The 21,154-nt window shown below is 69.8% G+C and carries 20 protein-coding genes and 1 pseudogene; 8 read left to right on the top strand and 13 right to left on the bottom strand.

The window, feature by feature from the left end; translation table 11 throughout:
* Positions 1-168 precede the first annotated feature (168 nt).
* From OG393_RS16520 to OG393_RS16560, 9 genes and pseudogenes are all read right to left on the bottom strand, one after another.
* A complete protein-coding gene (locus OG393_RS16520; RefSeq protein ID WP_327375417.1) occupies positions 169-774 on the bottom strand; it encodes a hypothetical protein in 606 nt (201 codons plus the stop codon).
* The gene (locus OG393_RS16525) at positions 771-1,211 is read right to left on the bottom strand and encodes a hypothetical protein (RefSeq protein WP_327375418.1); all 441 of its coding nucleotides are present in this window, start codon (positions 1,209-1,211) and stop codon (positions 771-773) included. Before OG393_RS16525 ends, OG393_RS16520 begins: the two co-directional genes overlap by 4 nt.
* Before the next feature lie 426 nt (positions 1,212-1,637).
* Positions 1,638-2,681 carry a serine hydrolase domain-containing protein gene (locus tag OG393_RS16530; protein WP_327378452.1) on the bottom strand — a complete coding sequence of 348 codons (1,044 nt, stop codon included), beginning with the start codon at positions 2,679-2,681 and terminating at the stop codon, positions 1,638-1,640.
* Between the two features lie 94 nt (positions 2,682-2,775).
* Positions 2,776-3,897 (bottom strand): glycosyltransferase family 4 protein, encoded by a 1,122-nt coding sequence (locus tag OG393_RS16535; protein WP_327375419.1) that lies wholly within the window; start codon positions 3,895-3,897, stop codon positions 2,776-2,778.
* The gene (locus tag OG393_RS16540) at positions 3,894-4,430 is read right to left on the bottom strand and encodes a dCTP deaminase (protein ID WP_327375420.1); all 537 of its coding nucleotides are present in this window, start codon (positions 4,428-4,430) and stop codon (positions 3,894-3,896) included. The genes OG393_RS16535 and OG393_RS16540 overlap by 4 nt, the downstream gene beginning before the upstream one ends.
* Positions 4,427-4,966, bottom strand: a complete 540-nt coding sequence (gene dcd / locus OG393_RS16545; protein WP_327375421.1) for a dCTP deaminase — start codon at positions 4,964-4,966, stop codon at positions 4,427-4,429. Before dcd ends, OG393_RS16540 begins: the two co-directional genes overlap by 4 nt.
* Positions 4,963-6,195 (bottom strand): annotated as a pseudogene (locus tag OG393_RS16550) (metallophosphoesterase). Before OG393_RS16550 ends, dcd begins: the two are co-directional and overlap by 4 nt.
* Positions 6,192-7,511, bottom strand: a complete 1,320-nt coding sequence (locus OG393_RS16555) for a UDP-N-acetylglucosamine 1-carboxyvinyltransferase (RefSeq protein WP_327375422.1) — start codon at positions 7,509-7,511, stop codon at positions 6,192-6,194. The pseudogene OG393_RS16550 and the gene OG393_RS16555 overlap by 4 nt, the downstream one beginning before the upstream one ends.
* Positions 7,508-7,960, bottom strand: coding sequence for an ATP-binding protein (locus tag OG393_RS16560; RefSeq protein WP_327375423.1), 453 nt, complete (start codon positions 7,958-7,960; stop codon positions 7,508-7,510). Before OG393_RS16560 ends, OG393_RS16555 begins: the two co-directional genes overlap by 4 nt.
* Positions 7,961-8,130: 170 nt before the next feature.
* Here OG393_RS16560 and OG393_RS16565 point away from each other — a divergent pair, with 170 nt between their 5' ends.
* Together OG393_RS16565 and OG393_RS16570 are read left to right on the top strand one after the other, a co-directional pair.
* On the top strand, positions 8,131-9,414 hold the full coding sequence (locus OG393_RS16565) for a helix-turn-helix domain-containing protein (RefSeq protein ID WP_327375424.1): 1,284 nt from the start codon (positions 8,131-8,133) through the stop codon (positions 9,412-9,414).
* Positions 9,411-9,953 (top strand): flavoprotein, encoded by a 543-nt coding sequence (locus tag OG393_RS16570; RefSeq protein ID WP_327375425.1) that lies wholly within the window; start codon positions 9,411-9,413, stop codon positions 9,951-9,953. Before OG393_RS16565 ends, OG393_RS16570 begins: the two co-directional genes overlap by 4 nt.
* 325 nt (positions 9,954-10,278) lie before the next feature.
* Here the strand turns inward: OG393_RS16570 and OG393_RS16575 are convergent, their stop codons facing one another.
* The 4 genes from OG393_RS16575 to OG393_RS16590 form a co-directional block, all read right to left on the bottom strand.
* On the bottom strand, positions 10,279-11,985 hold the full coding sequence (locus OG393_RS16575; protein WP_327375426.1) for a relaxase/mobilization nuclease domain-containing protein: 1,707 nt from the start codon (positions 11,983-11,985) through the stop codon (positions 10,279-10,281).
* 4 nt (positions 11,986-11,989) lie between these two features.
* Positions 11,990-12,571, bottom strand: a complete 582-nt coding sequence (locus OG393_RS16580; protein WP_327375427.1) for a plasmid mobilization protein — start codon at positions 12,569-12,571, stop codon at positions 11,990-11,992.
* A gap of 108 nt (positions 12,572-12,679) precedes the next feature.
* Positions 12,680-13,564, bottom strand: coding sequence for a DUF2637 domain-containing protein (locus tag OG393_RS16585; protein ID WP_442817421.1), 885 nt, complete (start codon positions 13,562-13,564; stop codon positions 12,680-12,682).
* 398 nt (positions 13,565-13,962) lie between these two features.
* Positions 13,963-15,165, bottom strand: a complete 1,203-nt coding sequence (locus OG393_RS16590; protein WP_327378454.1) for a DUF3631 domain-containing protein — start codon at positions 15,163-15,165, stop codon at positions 13,963-13,965.
* 297 nt (positions 15,166-15,462) lie between these two features.
* On the opposite strand from OG393_RS16590, the gene OG393_RS16595 reads away from it, so the two are divergent.
* The 6 genes from OG393_RS16595 (at position 15,463) to OG393_RS16620 (ending at position 21,100) form a co-directional block, all read left to right on the top strand.
* Entirely contained in the window at positions 15,463-15,957 is a 495-nt protein-coding gene (locus OG393_RS16595; protein WP_327375428.1) for a helix-turn-helix domain-containing protein, read from the top strand.
* A 184-nt stretch (positions 15,958-16,141) separates the two neighbouring features.
* Positions 16,142-16,360, top strand: a complete 219-nt coding sequence (locus OG393_RS16600; RefSeq protein ID WP_327375429.1) for an excisionase family DNA-binding protein — start codon at positions 16,142-16,144, stop codon at positions 16,358-16,360.
* On the top strand, positions 16,360-17,511 hold the full coding sequence (locus OG393_RS16605) for a tyrosine-type recombinase/integrase (protein WP_327375430.1): 1,152 nt from the start codon (positions 16,360-16,362) through the stop codon (positions 17,509-17,511). Before OG393_RS16600 ends, OG393_RS16605 begins: the two co-directional genes overlap by 1 nt.
* 184 nt (positions 17,512-17,695) lie before the next feature.
* Positions 17,696-18,499, top strand: a complete 804-nt coding sequence (locus OG393_RS16610) for a hypothetical protein (RefSeq protein WP_327375431.1) — start codon at positions 17,696-17,698, stop codon at positions 18,497-18,499.
* Complete coding sequence (locus tag OG393_RS16615) at positions 18,489-19,655, top strand: helix-turn-helix domain-containing protein (protein WP_327375432.1); 1,167 nt, start codon at positions 18,489-18,491, stop codon at positions 19,653-19,655. The genes OG393_RS16610 and OG393_RS16615 overlap by 11 nt, the downstream gene beginning before the upstream one ends.
* 131 nt (positions 19,656-19,786) lie before the next feature.
* Positions 19,787-21,100, top strand: coding sequence for a hypothetical protein (locus OG393_RS16620; RefSeq protein ID WP_327375433.1), 1,314 nt, complete (start codon positions 19,787-19,789; stop codon positions 21,098-21,100).
* Positions 21,101-21,154: the final 54 nt, after the last annotated feature.

A 21,154-nucleotide genomic window follows, 5' to 3' on the forward strand; every position in this document is an offset into this window, starting at 1 on the left:
TCCGGAGCGGGCCTGCCAGTCCTGACCCTTGGCGGAGCGTGCGGGGTGGTCCCGTCCGAACGAGGCCGGACGCAACCAGAAGTGCAACCAGACCTTGTTCGTCACCCGGAACCGAGCGGTTGCGACACAATCCGGCAGCGCGCCGATTCGAGACACCCGGGACAGCGCTCAGACGGGGGCAGGGACCACGGCCTCCTGCACCTCCACCAGCTGGAGCACTCGCTCCATCTCGGCGAAGACACCGTCCGGGTCACCGGCCTTGAGGATCATCAGGATCACTTCATCGAGGAATCGACTGAGCGTTTCGCTGCTGGTCTTCTTCTCTTCCTCGATGTACTTCAGGGCGTGGGCCACCTTCGGCCGGGCGGCGGTGAAGGCACTGGGCAGCAGTTGGAGAGCGTCAGCCAGGTCCCAGCCCTCCGGGACGCAGTAGGACGCCTGCGCCATGTCATCGCCGAAGATCTTCACTACGGGTTCCGTGATCCGCGGCCCACTGGTGAACTGCACGTCCAGGAACAGCTTCGACGCTGCGCGAAACAGGGCCGTCAGGTCCATTGCGTGCCCTTCGAGGATCACCTCAGAGATGGTGATCCCTTCACAGGAGAGGCGAACGCGGCCGAGGTAGACAGCCATCTCGACGGAGGTCCGCTGTGGGTCGTAGGTCGAGATGACGCGGTCTCCGTCGTAACGCGCCATGATCGGCATCTCCTGCCGACCGTCACCCCGATGCACGTGGAGCGGTGCAACGCGAAGGCCCTCAAGCGACTGCGTCATGAGGACATCTCCGTCCGCCGCCAGCTCCGCTGGGAGACGTCTCGGTGATCACCGCTGTGGCCGTGCTGTCGGGTACACGGCAGGCGATCGGGGAAGGTGTCGTCGGTGTCGGACTGGCCATCGAGGCGGTCACCGGTCAGCGGATCGTGACCCGGGCGGCGCTCCAGACACTCGGAACCGACGCAGTTGGAGAGGAACTTTCGCAAGGGGCTGGGCTCGACACTGGCACGCTGGTCGGCGATGGCCCTCAGTGCCGCGGGAACGATTTCGCGGAGCGCCTCGACAGCAGCCAGCGGGTCGTCGGCCTGCTGACAAACGGCGGCCAGGTCCTCGGCCACCTTCGCGATGAGTAGTTCTCCGATGGGCGTGATGCGACCGTCTTGGACGACGAGGGTGTCCGGAGGGATCGCGTCGAGATCTATGCCGGCGGTGGTCATGCAACGGTCCTTCTTCTCTTCCGTGGGCGCGAGGCGGATGCCTCTGCTGGAGGAGCCTCGCGGCAAGCCTGCTGGCCGGTCAGACACTGCTGCTTCGTATGGGGGCATCGCTGTCAAAGATGGTCAGTTGGAGTGCAAAGAGTGCTTCGATGAGAGATTTGGCCTCGATCAGCTCTGGACCGGTGGCGGGTTGATGGCGATGTCAGCGGATGGTGAGACGTTGGCGCGGGGCGATCAGGGCATGGCCTTGCGGACGAAGGCTTCGACCTGTGTGGAGGTGCGGGCATGGCACTGGGCGGCGACGTCGACGTAGTTGTAGCCGTAATCGACAAAGGCGCGAGGCGACTCCATGCTCCGGGTGATGGGTGAGGACCCTGCCGTTTCGGTCAATGACATCGGCGTTCTGCTCTGGCCCGCACGTCAAGATCAGGTGAATGCCCCCTGGCGGAAGGCGTTACGGACGTCTGTCAGGGGCTGGCGGTCGCGGGTGTAGTAGAGCTTGTTGGTCAGCAGCACCGCCCACCGGTCCTGGGCAGGGGAGATCCACATGCCGGTGCCGGTGAAGCCGTAGTGGACCCAAACGTCCTGCTCGTCGGTGGTGCCGGGGGCCGGGTGCCAGAACAGGCCGCGTTCCGGCTGTAGGCCGCCGGTCTGCACGGTGAGGGAGTGGGCGCTCCACTCGGCGCCGAAGCCGGCCTCGGTGGGGGCCGTGGTGTGGTCGAGCATGTAGCGGAGGAAGGCGGCCAGGTCGTCGAGGACGGTGAAGGTGCCGGCGATGCCGCAGACTCCGCCGAGGAGCCGGGCGGAGAAGTCGTGGGCGGTGCCCTTGAGATGGGTTCCGGTGTCCTGGTCGAGTTCGGTGGGGGCGCATCGGGCGGCGATGTCGGCGGGCAGCGGGCCGAAGCGGGTGGAGTCCATGCCCAGCGGGCGCCAGGTCCTCGTCTCGCAGAGCTGGTCGAGGGGCCGGCAGGAGAGGTGTTCGGCGAGGTAGCCGAGGATGAGGGCGGCCCGGTCGGTGTACTCGACGGCTTCGCCGGGCGGTCGGTTGAGGGCTTCGTGCAGGACTCCGCGGCGGATGGCGGCGGGGTCGGTGCCGTAGAGGTGCTTCAGCTGGGCCCGGAGGGGGAGGCCGGCGGTGTGGGTCAGGAGCTGGCGGGCGGTCACAGCGCCGAGGGGGTGGCCGGTGACCTCGTCCCAGAAGGTGCCGAGCGGGGCGTCGAGGTCGAGGACGCTGTCCTCCCACAGGGCTCCGGTGGAGGCCCAGACCGCGAGGATCTTGGTGAGGCTGGCGGCGTCGAAGACGGTGTCCGGCCGCATCTTCACGTCCGGTTCGTCGGGGTCCAGGACGCCGGTGGCGCCCGTCGCCCGAATTCCGCCGGAGTCGCCGACGGCCCACACCGCGCCCGGGTAGACCTTGTCGCGGACGCCTTCGCTCAGCAGGTGCTCGATGCGATCGGTGCGGTACGGCATGGTCTCCCTCTTCGTATGGGACATCCCAGCGGCCAGCGTAGTGAGGTGGGCCGGTCGGGCCGGGCAGCGGCGTGCCGGTCGGCGTGGGCCGTTCTCAGGTGAGTCGGCGGCCGAGCTCAGCCAGTTCGCGGGCGGTCTTCGACAGGGGGTACAGGGCGGCGTTGGCATATCCGGCGTGCCGCAGAGTGGGGAGAAGGGCGGATTCGGTACGCAGCCGGTTGAGGTCCCGAGCGACGGCTGGGGGATGGGTGAAGTCGGTGGCCATACCGGAGCGGGCGAGGGCTTCGCTGAGGCCGGGGACGGGCTGGTAGAGGACGGGGAGGCCACAGGCTTGGGCTTCCAGGGCTACCAGGCCCATGGCCTCCAGGGTCGTGGAGGGCATGACGAGCACGTCGTGTTCGGCGAACGTTTTCCACAGCTGGGGACGGCGGAGCCAGCCGAGATAGCGGACCCGCACCCCGGCCCGTTGCAGCCGTGGGGCCAGCGCACGGAACTGAGCGATGGGGGCGGCGATCGACAACTCGACGCCCTGGAGCGGGGCCACGCTCCGGATCAGGGCCTCGACGCCCTTCTCCGCCGTCAGCCGGCCCGCGTACAGCAGGCGGAGGTGGCTCTTGGTCCTGTGGGCGGTGCGGGCGGGCGGGTGGGTGAGGAGTCGGTCGGGGATGCCCCAGGGGATGTGGGTGATCTTGCGGCGGTCGGTCTGCGGCGCGAGCTTGAGGAGGCGGTCGGCCATGGCGCCGGTGGGGACGACGATGGCGTCGGCGGCCCGGGCGGTTGCCCTCAGGACCTGGAGTTGGTCGCGGTGGGCTTCGGCGAAGAGCAGATCGGTGCCGTGGACCAGGGCGATGCGAGGGTGCGCGGGCAGGGCCCTCATCAGGGCGGGAGTTGCGCCGAAGGCGAGGTGGTGCAGGTGCAGGACGTCGATCCGGGATGGGGTGATCGCCGCCGTCAGGGCTCTGCACAGGGCGGCGACGTAGCGGCCGAAGGCCGGCCCCTCCAAGCACTTGCCGCCCGCCCTGAGCAGGTCGAGGCCGGCCGGCGTCCGGGGACGGGGTCCGGCCGGGGCGAGCATGAATGCCCTTGCGGGGATGAGGGGCTTCTCGCCGGTGTAGAGGTCGAGGAACAGCTCGACGCTGCCGCCGGGGCTGCCGGCGGGCAGGTCCAGGAAGGTGGCGGCCATCGGCCCCGGGGCGGGACTGGCGAGGGAGTTCATCGGCTGCTTCCGCCGATCTCCTCGTAGAGGCGCGAGATGTCGATGCCCTCGGTGGCGGCGTACTTCGCGAGCTGCTGCTGGTAGCTGGCCGGTGTGCCCTGCGTGGTCAGGAAGACCAGCTTGCCGAAGGTCATGCCCGGATAGACGCGGACGGGCCGCGCGGCCCGGATCTCCAGGGTCCAGCGGATCGCGTGGCCCTGGTGGCCGAGCGGGGCGGAGACATGGACCCAGATGCCGAGGGCTCCGATCGTGCGGTCGCCGTTGAGCATCTGCGCGTACGTCTCCGAGCCGGTCCGCTCGTGGGTGACGCCGAGGTAGAGCAGTCCGGGCTGGAGGACCAGGCCGGTGGTGGGGATCGTCTGCTCGGTGTAGGTGGTGGGGGCGGCGGCGTCGAGATCGCCGGCGCAGACGCGGAGGGTGTTGCCGAGGCGCCAGTCGTAGGCGTTCGGGGAGACGCGGGCGGGGTCGTACGGGTCGATGGTGATCTCGCCGGCGCGGAAGGCGGCGGTGATCGCGGGGCCGGTGAGGATCACGAGGCGACCGCCCCGACGCGGGTGGTGTCCCGCCAGTAGCGGGAGGGCTGGGGGCCGTCGGCGGCCTGGTACTTGCCCGCGTACAGGTCGATGTCGCCGGTGGAGACGAAGAACATGATCTGCCCGATCTTCATGCCCGCGTACACGCGCAGGGGGCGGATCGGGGAGAGCATCAGGGTCCACTGGCCGTGGAAGCCGATGTCGCCGATGGGGGCGGTGATCTCGACGAACAGGCCGAGCCGGCCGACGGAGGAGCGGCCGAACAGCAGCGGGACGAAGGTGTCGGAGCCGACCTGTTCGAGGGTGTGGCCGAGGTAGAGCTCTCCGGGCTGGAGGACGTACCCGTCCTCGCCGATCTCGACCGTTGCGGTCGGGTTCGCCTGGTGGGCGTCGATGACCGTGGTCGTGTAGGTCAGCAGAGTGGGGCCGAGGCGGACGTTGTAGCTGTTGGGGTTGACCTGCCCGGGTTCGAACGGGCTGATCGCCAGGCGGCCGTCGTGGGCGGCGGCGGTGATCTCGGGGCCGGTGAGGATCATCGTGTGCCTTCCTCCTGGTCGGGCAGCGGGGTGGCGAGGGTGCGGCGGACGGCCTCGCCCAGGCGGAGGCCGGCCTGGTGGGTGCGTCCGCCGAGGTGGGTGTCGGCGAGGTAGTCGGTCGTCAGGACGGACCGGATGCCCTGCGGCAGCGGCCAAGGGGCGAGGGCCAAGGGGCCGGTCTGCTCGGTCAGGTGCTTGAGCAAGCTGTCCGGGGCGTCCGCGTACCTGTCAGGGAGGAAGGCGTGGACGAGCTGGTTGTCGAACGGCTCGATGGCCATCAGGTCGCCGAGCGTGAGGACGTCGCCGAGGCGGGTGGGGCGCAGGGCGGTGTCGTTGAGGACGACGGCGTCGGCGCCGAGGCCGGTGTGGAGCCGGGAGGCGATGTCCTGGAGGAGCTGGCGGCGGTCGAGGACGGTGTTGCGGTAGGGCTCGTTGACGGTGCCCAGGGGAGTGGCGAGCATCCGGCAGGTGGAGGCGATCTTCTCGTCTAGGGCGGCGAGGTCGTCCGGGACCGGTGTTGGGGCGGGGAAGACGGCGGTACGGGCGGCCCAGCCGGAGCCGACGGGTTCGGCGGCGGCGTATCCGGCGGCCAGCTCACGGCCCTTGACCACGAGGGTGTCGCCGACGTGCACCGGACCGTAGGCGTCGCTGTGGCAGTGACCGGCGAAGATGACGTCCACGAACGGGCAGGCCCCGGCGAGCTTGAGGTCCTCGTCGAAGCCGGAGTGGGACAGCACGATCCACGAGTCCACGTGGTGGTGGTGCTCCAGCATCAGTTCGCGCAGCGCGGTCACAGGGTCGGTGACGCGGTGTCCGGCCCGCTGGCCGGTGGGGATGGTGTGGAACGCGCTCTCACCGATGACCGCGGTAACGGCGACCTAGCGGCCGTGTACGTCGACGACACGGAGGCGCTCGAACAGCGGTTGCCCGGTGGCGTCGTCGAGGGCGTTGGCGCAGACCGTCATCTCGCGCAGTCCGGGCTCGAAGTAGTGGGGCCACCCGTGGTTGCCGGGAGCGATCACGTCGTACAGCGTCGTGAGGATCTCCCGCTCGATGGTGCCCCTACCCAGCCGGTAGTAGCCGGTGCCCTCGAAGAAGTCGCCGCAGTCGGCGACGAGGCTGTCGTGCCTCACGGCGTGCAGGTGCGTGAGTACCGGCACGGCGTCGGCGAAGGCCGAGTGGACGTCGGTGGTGGCGATGATCCGATGGAAGCGCCTGGCTGGGGTCATGGGGTGACCTCGCAGATGTCGGCTCCGAGGGCGAGGAGTTTTCCGGGCAGGTCGGCGTGGCCGCGGCGGATCTGGTCGACCCCGCCGAGGGTCGTGACGCCGCGGGCGGTGAGGCCGGCGACCATCAGTGCCGAGCCCGTGCGGATGTCGGTCGCCTCCACTCCGGCACCCGTCAATCGCTGGGGGCCGGTGAACCGGCACTCGGTGGAGGACAGTTCGGTGATCTCGCCACCCATGCGGACGAGCTGCGGGATGAGGTTGCTGTGGCGCCCGGGGTTGATCGGGTCCGAGAACACGTGGGTGCCGGGGAAGCCCAGGGCCAGGCCGAGGAGCGGCGGTTCGAAGTCGGCATCGAGGCCACCGGGGGCCAGGGAGGCCATGGCCCGCAACGGCCGGCCCGTCGGCTGAATGTCCCGACCGCGAACGACTAGGGTCCCCGGTTCGTCGGTCATCGGGATACCCATTCGACGCAGGGCGGTGACCAACGGCGCGACGTCAGGTCCGTGGACGCCCTCGATCCGAGCGGTGCCGCAGGTGGCGGCCACGGCACAGGCCAGGGTCCCGGCCTCGATCTTGTCGCCCGGAACGTTCCATACGGGCACGTCCTCCGGATCGGAGGAAGGCGGGGCGAGTGTGAGGACGCGCTCGCCGGCACGGCACTCGTACCCCACGGCCGTCAGCGCGTTCAGGACGCCGAGGACCTCCGGGGAGAGGTTCGGTTGTCCGAGCCTCAGGGGCGTGCCCGCTACCACGGCGCGCAGCACCGCGGCGATCGTCGCCCCGCGCGAGCGGAATGGCAGCACCAGGGACACCGTGTCACGGACCGCCTTGCCGGCTTCGACGACGTACCCGTGGTCGTTCACGCGGACGCGGTCGCCAAAGGCTTCGTACACCTTGAAGTGCTGCTCCATGCCGCGGTCGCCGATCCGGCATCCGCCCGGCCAGGGAAGCCGTGCCCGGCCGCAGCGGGCGATCAGGCCGGGGACGAGGTAGTACGAGGCACGGATGCTGGACGCGGCCTCGCCCAGGCCGTCAGGCGTCGGGGTCGCCTTGCCGGGGAGGACGAGGACGGTGCGGCTGTCACCGACTGGGTGGGCGGTGTTCCAGCCCGCCTGCCGCAGCAGGCCGAGCAGCGTCTGGACGTCGGAGCTGGCGGGCACGTTGTCGAGACGGACGGGGCGAAGGAGGGCTGCTGCAGCGGCTACGAGTGGCAGTGCGGCGTTCTTCGAACCGTCGACCGTCACGGCACCCTTGAGGGGCCGACCGGGCCGGATCGCGATGACCTGAGACGTGACGGCGGGGACGCGGGTACTCACGTACAACTCCTCTGCGCGGGAAGGGACAAGGCGGAAATGGCGCCGTCCGGCAGCGAGCCGGACATGTCGATCTCGGCCCAGCAGCACTTGCCGGACTCCGTCGGCGCCGTGCCGAAGCGGTCCGCGAGGACACCGACCAGGAAGAGCCCACGTCCGCCCTCGCTGTCCTGGTCCGGCAGAGTCGGCGTCGGAAGAGCGGGGCTCGCGTCGCTGACCTCCACCCGCAGAACCGCGTCGGAGAGCTGGGCCACGACGCTGATCGGCCGGTGACCGGCGTAACGGACCGCGTTCGTGACGAGCTCGCTGACGACCAGCTCGGCCGTGTGGACGGCTTCCGACGTCGCGGGCAGCGTCGGCCAGGCGGCTATGGCCTCCCGCACCTGGCGTCGTGCCGTGGGCACGGCGATCGGTGTCGGCGGGAGAGTGAAGGTGAGCTGGTGCGCTTCCACGAGCGGCCTCCAGGAGTCGGATCGACCACCCCAAGGAACCGCGCAGGAACCGCCGTTCGCGATGCCCTGTGCCCGTCCCGCATCTTCTATGCAGAAGCTGCATGACGCCCCGGAACCGCTCGCCTACGCTCGACCGCAGGGGCATGCTCGACGCGGACGGAAGGGCATGGATGGCAGACGTGAAGACCGAGGCCGAGAAGATCGGCGAGACGATCAAGCACGCCCGACAGCGCACCGGCCGCTCGCAGACGCACGTCGCCACCGCGCTGGGCTACCACCAGTCGAAGCTCAGCCGCCTGGAGAGCGGACGGGGCACGGAAGACACCCGGGTCTTACGCGCAGTCGCCGCCGAACTCGGCATCCCGCTCCACGTCCTCGGCCTGAGCGACCCCGCCCCGTCAGCAGCACCAACCGACGATCCCGAGACAGAAGACATGCGCCGCCGCACCTTCCTCGCCGCGAGCATCGCGTCCCTCACGGCCCCCACCACCCCTGCCACGGCTGCCCACGACGACCTCGTCCGCGCCCTCCTCCCCAGCCCGCGGACGGTCTCCGGTCAGGGAGGCTCTTCAGATACGGGCTCCCTGGAAACCAGGGTCGCCGCTGCCCGGCGCCTGTTCTGCACGTGCGACTACGCGGAGCTGGAGACGACCCTGCCTGGTCTCCTCGCCGACTTGCGGGAAGCCGCAGGCGACCACCGCAACGAGGCCGAGATGGCCGGACTCCTGGCCACCGCGTACCAGACCTCGACCAGCCTGCTGCTCAAGCAGGGGGACCACGGCAACGCCTGGCTCGCGGTGGGCCGCGCCCTGGCCGAAGCCGAGCGCTCGGGCGACCCCGTCGTCCTCGCTTCCAGCGTCCGTGTGCACGCCCACGTCCTAACCCGCGAGAAGCACACCACCCAGGCGGTCACACTCGTCCGGCACACGGCGGGCCAGCTCGCGGGCGCCTACGACCAGCGCTCACCCCGCTACCTCGCCGCCGTGGGCCTGCTCCTCCTGCGGGGCGTCACGGCCGCCAGCACCGCCGGCGACCGCGCCGCCACTCGCGAATTCCTGGACGAGGCCGGGGACGTCGCCCGCTACGTCGCGCTCGACCGGCCCGACGCCTGGGCGAACTTCAGCCCGACCAACGTCGCCCTTCATGCGGTGAGCGCCGCGGTCGCCTTCGGTGACGCCGGCATCGCCCTGAACACTGCCGCGCCTCTCATGCGCCGCCACATCCCCGTCCCCGAACGCCGAGCGGCTCTGTGGGTCGAAGCAGCCCGCGCCTACAACCAGCAGGGCCGCCTCGCCGAGGGCTACCAGGCCCTGCGGATCGCCGAGACATGCGCCGCCCAGGACGTACGCCGCCCCGCAGTCCGCGACCTGGTCGCCGACATGGCCGCCCGGGACCGGCGACGTACGCTGCCCGAGCTCCACCACTTCAGCCGCCGACTGGGAGTCCCCGCGTGACCGCACAGCCGTTTCTGTACGTCGTCGTCTGCGCCGCCGGCATCGCGGACGACGCCCACAAGCTGATCACCGCCGCGCAGGAGCAGGGCTGGGGCGTCGGGGTCATAGCCACACCCCAGGGGCTCGGCTTCCTGGACACCGAGGCGATCGAGGCCCAGACCGGCCACCCGATCCGCTCGGCCTGGCGCAGCCCTGGTGACCCGCGCCCGCTCCCGCCGGCCGATGCCATTGCCGTCGCGCCCGCCACGTTCAACACGGTCAACAAGTGGGCAGCCGGCATCGCCGACACCCTCGCCCTCGGCATCCTGTGCGAGGCATACGGGATGGGCATCCCGACGGTTGTCCTGCCGTACGTGAACGCAGCCATGGCCGCCCACCCGGCGTACGGCCGCAGCCTGGATCAGCTGCGCGACATGGGCGTGCTGGTCGGGTCGTACGAGCCGCACCGCCCCAAGGCGGGCGGTGGAGCGGACCGCTTCCGGTGGGAGGAGGCGCTGGAGCTGCTGCATGGCAAGATCGCAGGCTCTTCCGGAAAGTGATCGCCGTTCCTTTGGGGAACGCGACGGCTGTTCCCCAAGGGAACGCATTCGATGTTCCTTTGGGGAACATGGCGGGGCGGCGACTGCAGCGCATTCCGGGGCACCGCGGCCTCGATGTCACCCGGTCGTCATAGGACTGCCCGGCCAGTCGCACCGGTTGCTTGCCCCGTTCATTCAGTGAACAAGGAGGCCGTTCACGGAGTGAACGCCCCAGCTGTTCACTCCGTGAACATGCCGCCTCAATAGAGGGTGATCCCGGCCGAGGACGGCCCAAATTGGCCTGCACGAGCCGACCATCTTGCGCCCTCGGCGACACGTCGTCCGATCAACGCCGCCGCACGTGCGGCTGCTGCTGCACGACGGTTGGCGTGCCTGTCGCGGGGCGGATCGGAGCGTTGGGGCGTCGTGTGGTGCTGCGGGCAATGGCTGCCTGAGCGAGGGGGCCCGGTGCGTGGCGTTGGCCGAGGCGGTGGATGCGCCAGGTCAGGGCGCGGGCGGGGTTGCGGGCGTCGTCGAGGGTGCGTTGGCCGAGGGCCTGGCCGAGGAGGGTGGTCGGGTTGTGGCCGGCCGTTTCGGCGTCGGCGAGGACGGTGGCGAGGGCGTCCCAGGTGGGGTCCTTCAGGATGCGGTCGGCGTGGTCGGGGGCGGCCTGCTGGAGGTGGCGGGCGTAGCGCTGCTTGGTCTGCATGCCGGGGGTGCGGCGGGCGAGGTCGTCCAGGACCGGGACGGCGACCTGGGCGTATGCGGTCTGGAGGTGGACGAGGGCCTGCTGGGCTGCTGCTTCCTGCTGGGCGTGTTGGTGGGTGCGGTGCCAGTGCTTCGCGAAGGCCACGGCGATGAGGGCGGCGTCCAGCAGCATCGCCAGCCCGGCGCCGTCGCGAGTCGCGGCGGGGGTGCGCAGGATCGTCTGGACGCTGCGGCGCAGGACGCGGGCGCTGTCGGCGTCGGCGGTGATGCGGGAGCGGGTGGCGCGCTCGAAGAGGGCGGCGGCCCGTTCGAGCTCGCTCCTCGCGGCGGCTGGTGCGGCGAGCGGGAGCAGGTCGAGGGCTCCGCCGAGGGCGACGAGCTGGCCTTGGGTGATGTGGTCGCTGCTGTGGGTGAGGTGGTGGGGGATGCGTTCGGTGGCGGCGGTGGCCGGGTGCCAGGGGTCGGCCTGCCGGGCGGTGACCGGTTCGGGGACGGTGTCGGTGAGACGGTGGCGGATCTTGGGCAGGGAGAGATCGCCAGCGAGGGTGGAGCCGGAGAACCACACCGGTTCGCCGTGCTTGTTGAGGTCGCCAGGCAGGGCGACGCTGTAGCCGAGGACGTCGCCGGACGGTCCGGTCTTCGGACGAACGGTCACGCCGGTCGCCTCCAGCAGGGCGAAGAACTCGGTCTCGGTGGAGGCGGCTGCCACGGCGCGGCGGACGCGCATGCGCAGGATCTCGCGGGTGGTGGTGTCCTGGCCCTGGCGCTTGGCCTTGAAGTGTTCCTTGCTGGTGGGGCGTTTGGCGGCGGTGCCGTCGCCGGGGTTGAGGCGGCGCAGGCCGAGGTCGGCTTCGATCTTGCGGGCTTCGCGCTGGACGGCGCGGATGTCGTGGTCGCGTCGGGGGCGGCGGCCGTCCTGTCGTACGAGGGTGGCGGCGATGTGGATGTGGTCGTCGGCGTGGCGTACGGCTACCCAGCGGCAGGCTTCCTCGTCGCCTTCGGGGGCGATGCCGGCGGCGGCCACGATCCGGCGGGCGATGTCCGCCCACTGGGCGTCGGTCAGGATCGGATCCTCCGGGGCGGCACGCACGGGGCAGTGCCACACCGTGGTCGTCGGGGCCTTGTCGCCGAGCATCCTCACGGGCTGGTCGAGCTGTGCGGCGAGCTGGTCCTCGACGTCCCTGGGGTTGCGGCGGGGGCTGCGGCCGGGGTCGGGGGCGAAGCCGTTCCAGGACGCGACCAGGTGCGGGTCGGTGTGCTCGTTGGCGGTGCCCGGACCGTAGAGGTAGCCGATGAGGCGGCGGGTGGCGCGGGCGCCCTTGCCGAGGATGATCTTCGGTATCACGTGGTCACCGCCCCGAGATCACCTGGGCGACGGCCACGTCCACGTCGTCGACCGATGCCTCGACCCGGCCCAGTAGCCGCGCCACGATGTCCTGCGCGGGCCAGGCGCCGTCCTTGTTGAGGTGCCAGGCGAGCTGGTTGAGGTTGTTGCCGATCAGCGCGAGCTGGCGATTGGCGGCCATCAGCGCCTTGACCATGGCTCGGTAGTCGGCGACCGCAGCGGTGGGGTCGTCGGAGCGGGCGGCGGCGAGCGAGGTCTCGGCGACGTAGCCGCCGACCGACATGCGGCTGAGGTGAGCGGCTGTCGCGAGGAGGGCGAACTCGTCGTGGCTGTAGCGGGGGTGGACGCGCTTCTCACGCAGCGTGGGTTCGCGAAGACGGCGGCGCGGCGCGGACGGCTGCGTGGCTTCTCCCCGAGTCGGCTTCCCCGGGCCGGCCGACACCGGCGCCCCCTCGGCGCCGGACGCCTCCGCCTCCCCCGGGGCGGAGGCCGGGTAAGGACTCCTTACCCGACAACTTGCTGCGCTGTTGAGGCCGGTGACTATCTCCTGCTGGGTGGTGGGGAGTTCGTGGTTCGGGTCGTGCATGGGTCGGTTCTCCGCTGGGTGTTTGGTTGTGCGCGGTCTCCGGGTCCCTGTGCGTTCGGATGCACGGGGACCCGGGATGCGGACGGAATGATGGGGGCGGTGCGAGGGTCAGGCGATGCCGACGGGGGCGGTGGCGCCGTCGTCGAGTGACCCGATGTCGGAGCTGTCGTACAGGGCGGGCTGGTCCTGGCCGGTCCGCTCGGCCTGCAGTCGGTCGCGCAGGATACGGGCGCGCTTCTGGCCGATCCGTAGTTCGGTCCGCAAGCGCTCGGCGGTCAGCTGGTCACCGGTCCAGTCGGCCGTCAGGAGTCGGGCCTTGTCGAGGACTTCGTCGTCGGTGAGGGTCCGGTCGACGGTCGACTTGGCAGCGGCGGGGACCCGACCGGTCGCTCGACGCGGGGCAGCTCCGGTCGACTCCGCCGCTGTGACCGACCGGGGCGGTCGGGCGCCGGGTGCTGCGTCGACTCCCTCGGCCGGCCCCGTCACGGGCACTTCGGTGACCTTCATGGGGGTCGACTCGGTCAGCTGCTCGGGGATCGATCCGGGCCGGTCAGGCGTCGACTGAGGGGCCTGCTCGCCGACCGACTGGGCGGAGGCCGTTTCGGGGGAGTCGGCCGACTTGTGGTTGTGGTGCAGCACCTTGGCCACGAGGTCCGACCCGAAGTAGATCGACCCGACCGGCAGTGAGGTTGCCAGCAGGACGAGGGCCCAGTTCGCGTAGTCCAAGTCGGTCAGTCGGCCCCACTGGATCGAGTCGGTGTGCAGGGCCGGTACGAGGCCGTGCACGTAGTTCAGCAGGAGGCTGGCGATCGTATAGGTCGCCAGGACCCGCAGAGCGAACTTCCGGTCGGCGTCGGTCAGCACAAGTGTGGCGATCAGCGCGAGGGCCATCAGGCCGTCGACGACGATCGGGTAGAGGAAGGCGGCGGTGGAGTCGGCGCCGATGGCACGAGCCACGTCGGACAGCGCGTTCCACGAGACCCGGAAGGCCATGAGGATGACGGCTACCAGGCCGATGACGAGGGCGATGCGTCCCGTGCGGTTCACACGACGACTCCCCGCGGGTGCGGGTGTTCGGCGCGCGTCGCCGGGATCGGCACGCCGCTTGAGGTCGTCGTTCTTGGTGCCGGAGGCGAACCGCGCGATACCGGCGCGGATGCTGCGCATGGCTGCCGGGGCGCTCGGAGCAGGGAGGTGCAAGGTGGAGGGCTCCAGGGCTGGGTGTGGCCGTCGGCGTGGGCGGCCGTGAGCGGTGGGGACTCGTCCCACCCGTCCCGCCGCTGGTCAGGGCAGGTACGGGTGGGGCGGTGATGTCGAGTCGACTCGTTGCGGGTCGCTGACTCGTCCCCGCGCTGACCTGCGCGGGGACGAGTGGGACGAGTCGGGGAGGGTCAGGCGCCGGGCTCGACGGGGAGCGTTGCGGCTGCCTCGGGCGGGCAGTAGCGGGTCCAGGCGTCGGTGAACTGGGCGCGGGTGAAGCCCTTGGCCTGGGTGCCGCCGGGGAAGCGGCGGTTGGCCGACTTGATGCCGTAGTCCTGGAGCAGGATCTGCAGGCCGCGCGGGGTGAGCCCGTGGGGGCTGTGCTCGGCCCAGGGCGCCTCGGGGTCGGCGTTGAGGATCTCCAGGAGGCGGCCGGTGCGGAGTGCGGGCTGGTCGCCCTCGGAGGTGAAGGCGCGGCGGATGTCGGCGAGGATGCGGATCTTGAACCCGCCGTCCTCGTCGCGCCCGGACTCGTAGTCGGTCATGGCCGAGCACGCGGTGCGGGCCAGGACGGGCCACTGCCCGCCTGCGAGGTCGGCGACGCTGATCAGCGGTGCCCAGGTGTCGGCGGCGCGGTCCTCGACCGGCATCTTCGGCTCCAGGGCGAGTGCCTTCTCGCGTACGGAGGCCAGCCAGGCCGCCAGCCGCGTGCGGAGCTCGCGGACTGCCAGGTCGTCGCGGCCGTAGCGCCAGAAGCTGACTTTCTCGGTCTCGGCTCGGCGGCGCATGCGGATGACGACCGACCGGTCCATGATCGTGTCGGGAAGGTCTCCGATTCCGGCGAGGGCGGCCATGGCGAAGGTGTCGAACTTGACCACCTCGTGGTTGGGGCCGGTGACGCGCAGGGTGGGCCGGTTGCGCTGGTGGCCGGCGTTGAGCAGGCCGCGCATCTCCTCGTTCTTCTCCGCGACCTTCGGGCTGCCGAAGATGGTGTCGACCTCGTCGACGAGGAGCGTGGGCGGGTCTCCCTCGCCGATTGAGCGGAAGATCGCGGCGGCGGAGGCGTTGACCGTGATCAGCGGTTCGTGGACCGCCTCGATCAGGACCTCAAGGAGCCGCGACTTCCCACACCGCTTGGCGGGACCGACCACCGCCAGGCGCGGCGCGTGCTGCCACACCGTCTGCAGGTGGGTCGCCGCCGCCCACAGCGTGGTCGCGGTCAGGGCCTCGTCGCTCGGCATCACGACGTAGCGCCGGATGGCAGCCCGGAGCAGGTCCAGGACCTCTTCGCCCTCGGGGTCTGTGGCGGGCGTGGGGGCGGTCGGCTGGCCGGGGACCGCCGCCGGCGGCCACTCGACGGGAAGCAATGGCGTGTTCGGGGTGGCTTCGTCCATACTGGACATCGAGCTCCTCAATCTGCGGGCCACACGGGACGGCAATCCCGGCCTTGCAGCTAGTCGTTCAGGGATGGGCGGCGTGAGGTTTGCGCTTTGAGCCCCTCGGTGTCGCAAGCACTGGGGGGCTTTTTGCATGTCTGGCTAGGTGCTGGCGGTCTCCTGCGGATAGCAGCGGTCCAGCAGAACAACCATGCCATACGCATAGCGGCTATGCAAGCGGCAGAAGATGATGTACTGTGGTACCTGTCCCTGCGGATTGCAGGAAGCTGCTGCGAAAGGAAGGAGGTGGGGCTGATGTCCGAGGACGAGCACGACGAGGCGCCCGAGGGCGTGCTGCTCCAAGGCGAGGACAACGCCGCGCAGAGAATCAAGGCCGAGCGCGAGAAGCGGGGCTGGAGCACCACCACGCTGTCCGATCGCGTCAATGAGGCCGGGTACGAGATGAACCCGTCCGCGGTCTGGCGGATCGAGAACGGCAAGCGCCGCATCAACCTCGACGAGGCGATCGGCTTCGCCTCCGTCTTCGGTGTGTCCCTGTCCAACTTCGTCGGCCCGCCAGCCCTCGCCGCAGCCGGCCGTGCCATGGAGCTGATCGACGCCGTCGTGGCCGCCAACCTGGCTGCTCAGCGCGCTCAGCACGTGTACCGCCGGGCGACCGGCGAGCTGGTCGCCTACCTCGACGAGCATCCGGACATCCGCGAGGAGGCCGACGTGATGGTCAGCAATGCCATCGCCGAGAACACCATGAAGATCAACCAGGAGGAGTTCGGACTGCCGCCCCAGCCGTAGCTCGCTCCTCCGGCCGCCCTGGATCGCAAACCCCAGGACCCCGGCCAGCCACACGCCCATCCCATCCCTGAACGACACCGGCCCGGCCGGGGTTGCCGCCCCACCAGCCGAGGCCAGGAGAGGACCCCGCTTGCGCCACACGGCGATACCTCATGCCTCCGCCCAGCCCCGCCCGGCGAAGGAGGTGAACAACAGCGACCGCCTGCTCACGGTCGACGAGGCCGCCGAACGCCTCGGCACCGGCGTCCGCTTCATTCGTCGGCTCATCCAGGAACGCCGGATCCGCTACGTGAAGCTCGGCAAGCACGTCCGCATCGCCGACAGCGTGTTGACCGCGTACGTCGAGGAGCGCACCGTCCCCTCCCTCCGCGAAGCGCGCTCCCGCTTCGGGAAGGCGGCCTGATGGCGGGCCGCAAGCCGCAGCGGCGGCGCGAGTTCGGCAGCGTACGCCAGCTACCCTCGGGGCGTTGGCAGGCCCGCTACTGGGCGCCGGACGGGTCCCGACGTACCGCCCCGGAGACCTTCGAGACGAGGACCGATGCCCAGGACTGGCTGACCCTCACCAAGGCGGACATCCAGCGCAACGTCTGGGTGGACCCGGAAGTCGGAGCGGTCAACTTCGAGGAGTACGCCTTGAAGTGGGTGGCGGAGCGCGGCCTGTCCGCCACCACGGACGAGCTGTACCGCCGCCTCCTGCGGCTGCACCTCCTCCCCTTCTTCGGCGAGGTGGACCTCGACGAGATCACCCCGCCAGCCGTGCGGACCTGGCGGGCCGAGCGTTTGGCCGCTACGGGGGCCACGACCGTCGCCAAGTCCTACCGCCTGCTCAAGGCGATCATGGAGACAGCGGCGGACGACGAGCTGATCAGGCGCAACCCCTGCCGGATCAGGGGCGCCGGCAGCGAGAAGGCGAAGGAGCGCACGACGGCCACCGTCGAGCAGGTCGACGCCCTCGCCGAGGCCCTCGGGATCCGCTGGCGGCTGATGGTGTACCTCGGTGCCTATGGCCCGATGCGCCCGGAGGAGCTGGCGGCCCTGCGCCGGGCCTCGGTCACCCTCGACCCGCTCGCCGTGCGGGTTACGGAGGCCGCTCCGGAACTGAATACCGGCCGCCGTGTCGAAGGCGACACCAAGTCCGCGGCCGGCGTGCGCACCATCCACCTGCCGGCCTTCCTTTACATCGAGGTCAAGCGGCACCTGGACTGGTTCGCGGAGAAGGAACCTGACGGGCTGCTGTTCGTCGGAGAGAAGGGAGCACCGTTCCGGCGGACCACCTTCGGCCGGAAGTGGGCGAAGGCCCGCGCCAAGGTCGGCCTGCCGAAGGACTTCCGCTTCTACGACCTCCGGCACACGGGCCACACCCTCTCCACCCAGTCCGGCGCCACGCTCAAGGACACGATGGTCCGCGCCGGCCAGTCCTCGGAGAAGGCCGCGATGATCTACCAGCACTCCGACGACGCCCGCCAGCAGGAGGTCGCTGGAGGCATCGACGCCAAGGTCCGTGGCGCTCGACAGCGGGCGGCCGCCAAGCCGCCATTGACGCGCGAAGCCTGAGAAGGGTAGTGGGCGTGCGGCACTGAGTCGCACGCCTACCAGGCCGCACGAGCTGGCGGTGGTGGCGGAAGTGGAGGTGACTTGCCGCCGAGAAATAGCAGATGTGCAAGAAAGTCGAGATCAACTAAAGTTTGTGCGGTAGCCTCCTCCAAGGAACGCAAGCTGTCGTGGATCGGAGTTGTGCGTGGACGCGAACGTCGATGGGCCGATGCCGGCCTGGGCCAGTGCTCGTTTTGGGGAAGACGTCGTCGGTCTTCGACTGGCGATCCAGATGGGGCTTCTCGACACCGAGTCGGCCATGCTCGAGTCGCATGTGGCCGGTCGGTCCAAGCACAAGTTCGCCGCGGGAGCGGCTCGCATGACCAATCAGTACGACCGGATCGCCGAGCATGTGCTCGACCTCGGTATCCCAGGCACTGAGCTGATCAAGCCGGGCACCTTCTACGAACTCGCGTTGGTGCACAACACCCTCCTCTTCCCCTACCACGTGGAGTCGGTCGACGGCTTCGAGCCGGGTGACAAGTGGCCGAAGAAGCTGTCGCGCGTGATGCGGGAGCTGTTCGCGCTCACTGACGCGCCGAAGCCACGCTGGGTCGCCGATCCGCTGTTGAAGGTGGAAGGGGAGGAGCTGGTTCTCCGGCGATCCCTGGCCGATCTGGCTGAGCGGGACCCGCGCCCCGGCCTGGTCCTCATCCCGTACGAGATGAACATGAGTGGCCTGCAACGAGCCTGGTGGGGGCAGGCTAATCTCCTGGACGAGGCCGGAAACCTTCACTGGGTGACCGAGAAGTCTCTCCTCACGACCGGTGCTGAGAGCCGTCTCTATGCGGTGCCGGACCAGCGTGCGGGGGATAACTTCGCCTCTGGTGATCTTCCCGAGGTGGCGCTGTCCACGCGCAGCGAGGCAGCCCGTGCCACGGGAACCCCGCCGCAGACTGAGATCGAGTACGACACGTTCGTGAGCGCTGCTGAGGGCAATGAAGATTGAGCAACCACTACTCCCAGGGACAAGCCTGGGCGGTACGTCGCCGAGAGCGGTCTGGGACGGCTTCCACGCGCCCCGACTGACACAGGCGCGGCGTCTCGCCGGGCTCACGAAGCGCGAGGTCGCAGACGGCATTGGTGTGTCTGCGGCCGCTGTGGGCCAGTACGAGGCGGGCACCAGCCGCCCTCGCCCTGAGCTGATTCCTCGGCTCGCTGAAGTGCTGGACGTGCCGATTCAGTTCTTCGTCGCTGGCCGGCCGATGGGCAAGGTCGATACCTCCATGGCGCACTTCCGGGCTCTGCGTTCCACTTCCGGGGCCCAGCGAGAGCGAGCCCTCGGCTTCGTCGAGCAGGTATGGGAACTCACTCATGCCCTTGAGAAGCGGGTGCAGCTTCCACCCGTGGACCTTCCAGGCTTCACAGGGGGCGAGGTGTACCCCGGGGTCGATCTACCTGACGATCCGGTGGGCGCTGCACGAGCGCTACGGCGCCACTGGGGACTGGGCGATGGACCGGTGCGCCATCTGGCACGCCGGATGGAGTCACACGGCCTCATCGTGGTGGCACCTGTAGAGGCCGACGAGGCGGCATCCAAGGTCGACGCCTTCTCCAGTTCCGGCCTACTGCGTCCTGTCGTCGTGCTCACCCCCAATCGCGCTGATGATGTCTACCGATATCGCTTCAGCGCGGCCCACGAGCTTGGGCACCTGGTCCTCCATGCAGGTGCCACCGGTGACAGCCGTCTGGAACGGGAGGCAGATGCTTTTGCCGCAGAGTTCCTCACCCCTCAGAAATCGATCCTCCCTCTGCTGTCGCGGCGGGTGGACCTGGCGCAGCTGGCTGGCCTGTCCCAGACCTGGGGCGTGTCAGTGAGTTCGCTCATTTACCGGTACCGGGAACTCGGGCTCGTCTCAGACGCGACGATCAGCCGCGCGTACCAGCGGCTCCGGGGCCTCAGCGGCCAGCCGGGCTTCGCCCCGGAATCGGTCCGCGGTTACCCCGGGGAACAGCCGGTGATGCTTCGCAAGGCATTCGAGCTGGCGGAACAGGACACTGGACTGACGATCCGCGCGCTTGCTGCGGAACTTGCTTGGAAGCCGGCGAGGGTGCGTGAGCTGCTGGGGATGCCCGACAGCCGCCCTGTGCTGAGACTTGTCTGACGAGTGGCTGGGGGAAGGGACTTGCGCCGCTCCCCCAGCGACTGCCAATTCCATTGCCGATGGACGAGGGTCAGAAATCCATCAAGAGCCCGCATTCTCCAGGTACTTGATGACGTAAGGGGTCCCATCGCTTGAGTGACATAGAGACTGCCCTGACCATCGCCACGCGCGTACTGGTGCTGGGCGTCATCGTCGCGGTACCGACCATCGCCTTCGCCGCCGCCGAGTCCAAGGTGGGCCGGTGGCGGCGGAGACAGGCCGACAGAGTCCGCACCCTCCGCAGACGGCTGACCGTCCGCTTGGCACGGCACACGCTCACCCGGGCCGACGAGGCGATCTCCCTGGTGCTCCCCGACAACGGACTGCACACCAGGCCGCTGATCGAGCAATCCATCACGCGCTGGTGGCACGAGGCCGTGATCGGCCTGCCCGTCGGCCTCATCTTCATGGCCTTCTTCGGCTACCTCGCCTCGTACGCGGTGGAGGTCTCCGAGGTCATCCGCCGACCGCTGCCCCCACCGAACGCGAACCCACAGGAAGGGGGAGGGGCGTACAGCGGCCTTGACCCTCTCGCCAGCCTCTACGCCGGGACCAGGGACGCGGTCCTGTTCACCGTGGACCAGGCGGAGGATCTGGTACACCGCCTACAGAAGCTGTGGGGCCAGCCGTGGGAGAAGCCCTGGGACACGGCCACCACGCTCGTGTTCCTGATGCTCGTATACGTCGTGATCGACATGGCCCGCCGGCTACTTCCCGCGATCCTCGCCGCCTTCGGGGTAGCCCGCAGGAAGAAGGAGCCGACCGGTGGCCTGCCGCCGTCGCTGCGCTCCGGCCTCGGTGTCGTGTTCGCCCCAGCCGTCGACAACCATGACGAGCAGCAGCACCGGCCGGTCGCAGTGATCCTCAGCTACGCCACCGGCGCCGCCCGAGCCCATCAGGAGATGGGTGAACGGTCCCCTCTGGACGCCCGGCGAGTCTCGGTGCGCGGCGTCGAACGCGTCATACGACGGGCCTGGAAGGTCCGCCACGGCAAGCCCAAGCCGCCCCACCGTCGTGAACTCAAGACCCACGCCGCGAAGGTCGTGGGCGCGCTGCGCCGGGCCGAGGAACGCCAGTACACCGACGAAGACCCGGGCATGGCGCTGAAGGACCTCACTGAGATGCTGCTCACCATCGCCGAGCGATACGCGGAAGGCCGCACCGGACAGCTCCTGGACGACGTCGACGAGATCGAGCCGGTGACCGACCGGACCGCGCTCCGCGTGGCCGGCGCCGCCGCCGTGTTCCTCCTCATCCTGTTCGGCGCCCCCAAGCTCGGCCTGCCGGACTCCGTCACAGGATCACTCCAAGGGATCGCCGCTATCGCGGCCGTCGCCCTGTTCTTCAACCACCGGTACAACGCCACAGACCTGGTCGACATCTTCCGAGGCGCCGACCGTAAGTGAGAGGCCCGGCCGGCGTGGGGCTGGCCTGCGATCCGAAGGCAGACACGTGTCTCC

Origin of the sequence: Streptomyces sp. NBC_01216, assembly GCF_035994945.1 — a bacterium.
Classification (GTDB): Bacteria; Actinomycetota; Actinomycetes; order Streptomycetales; family Streptomycetaceae; genus Streptomyces.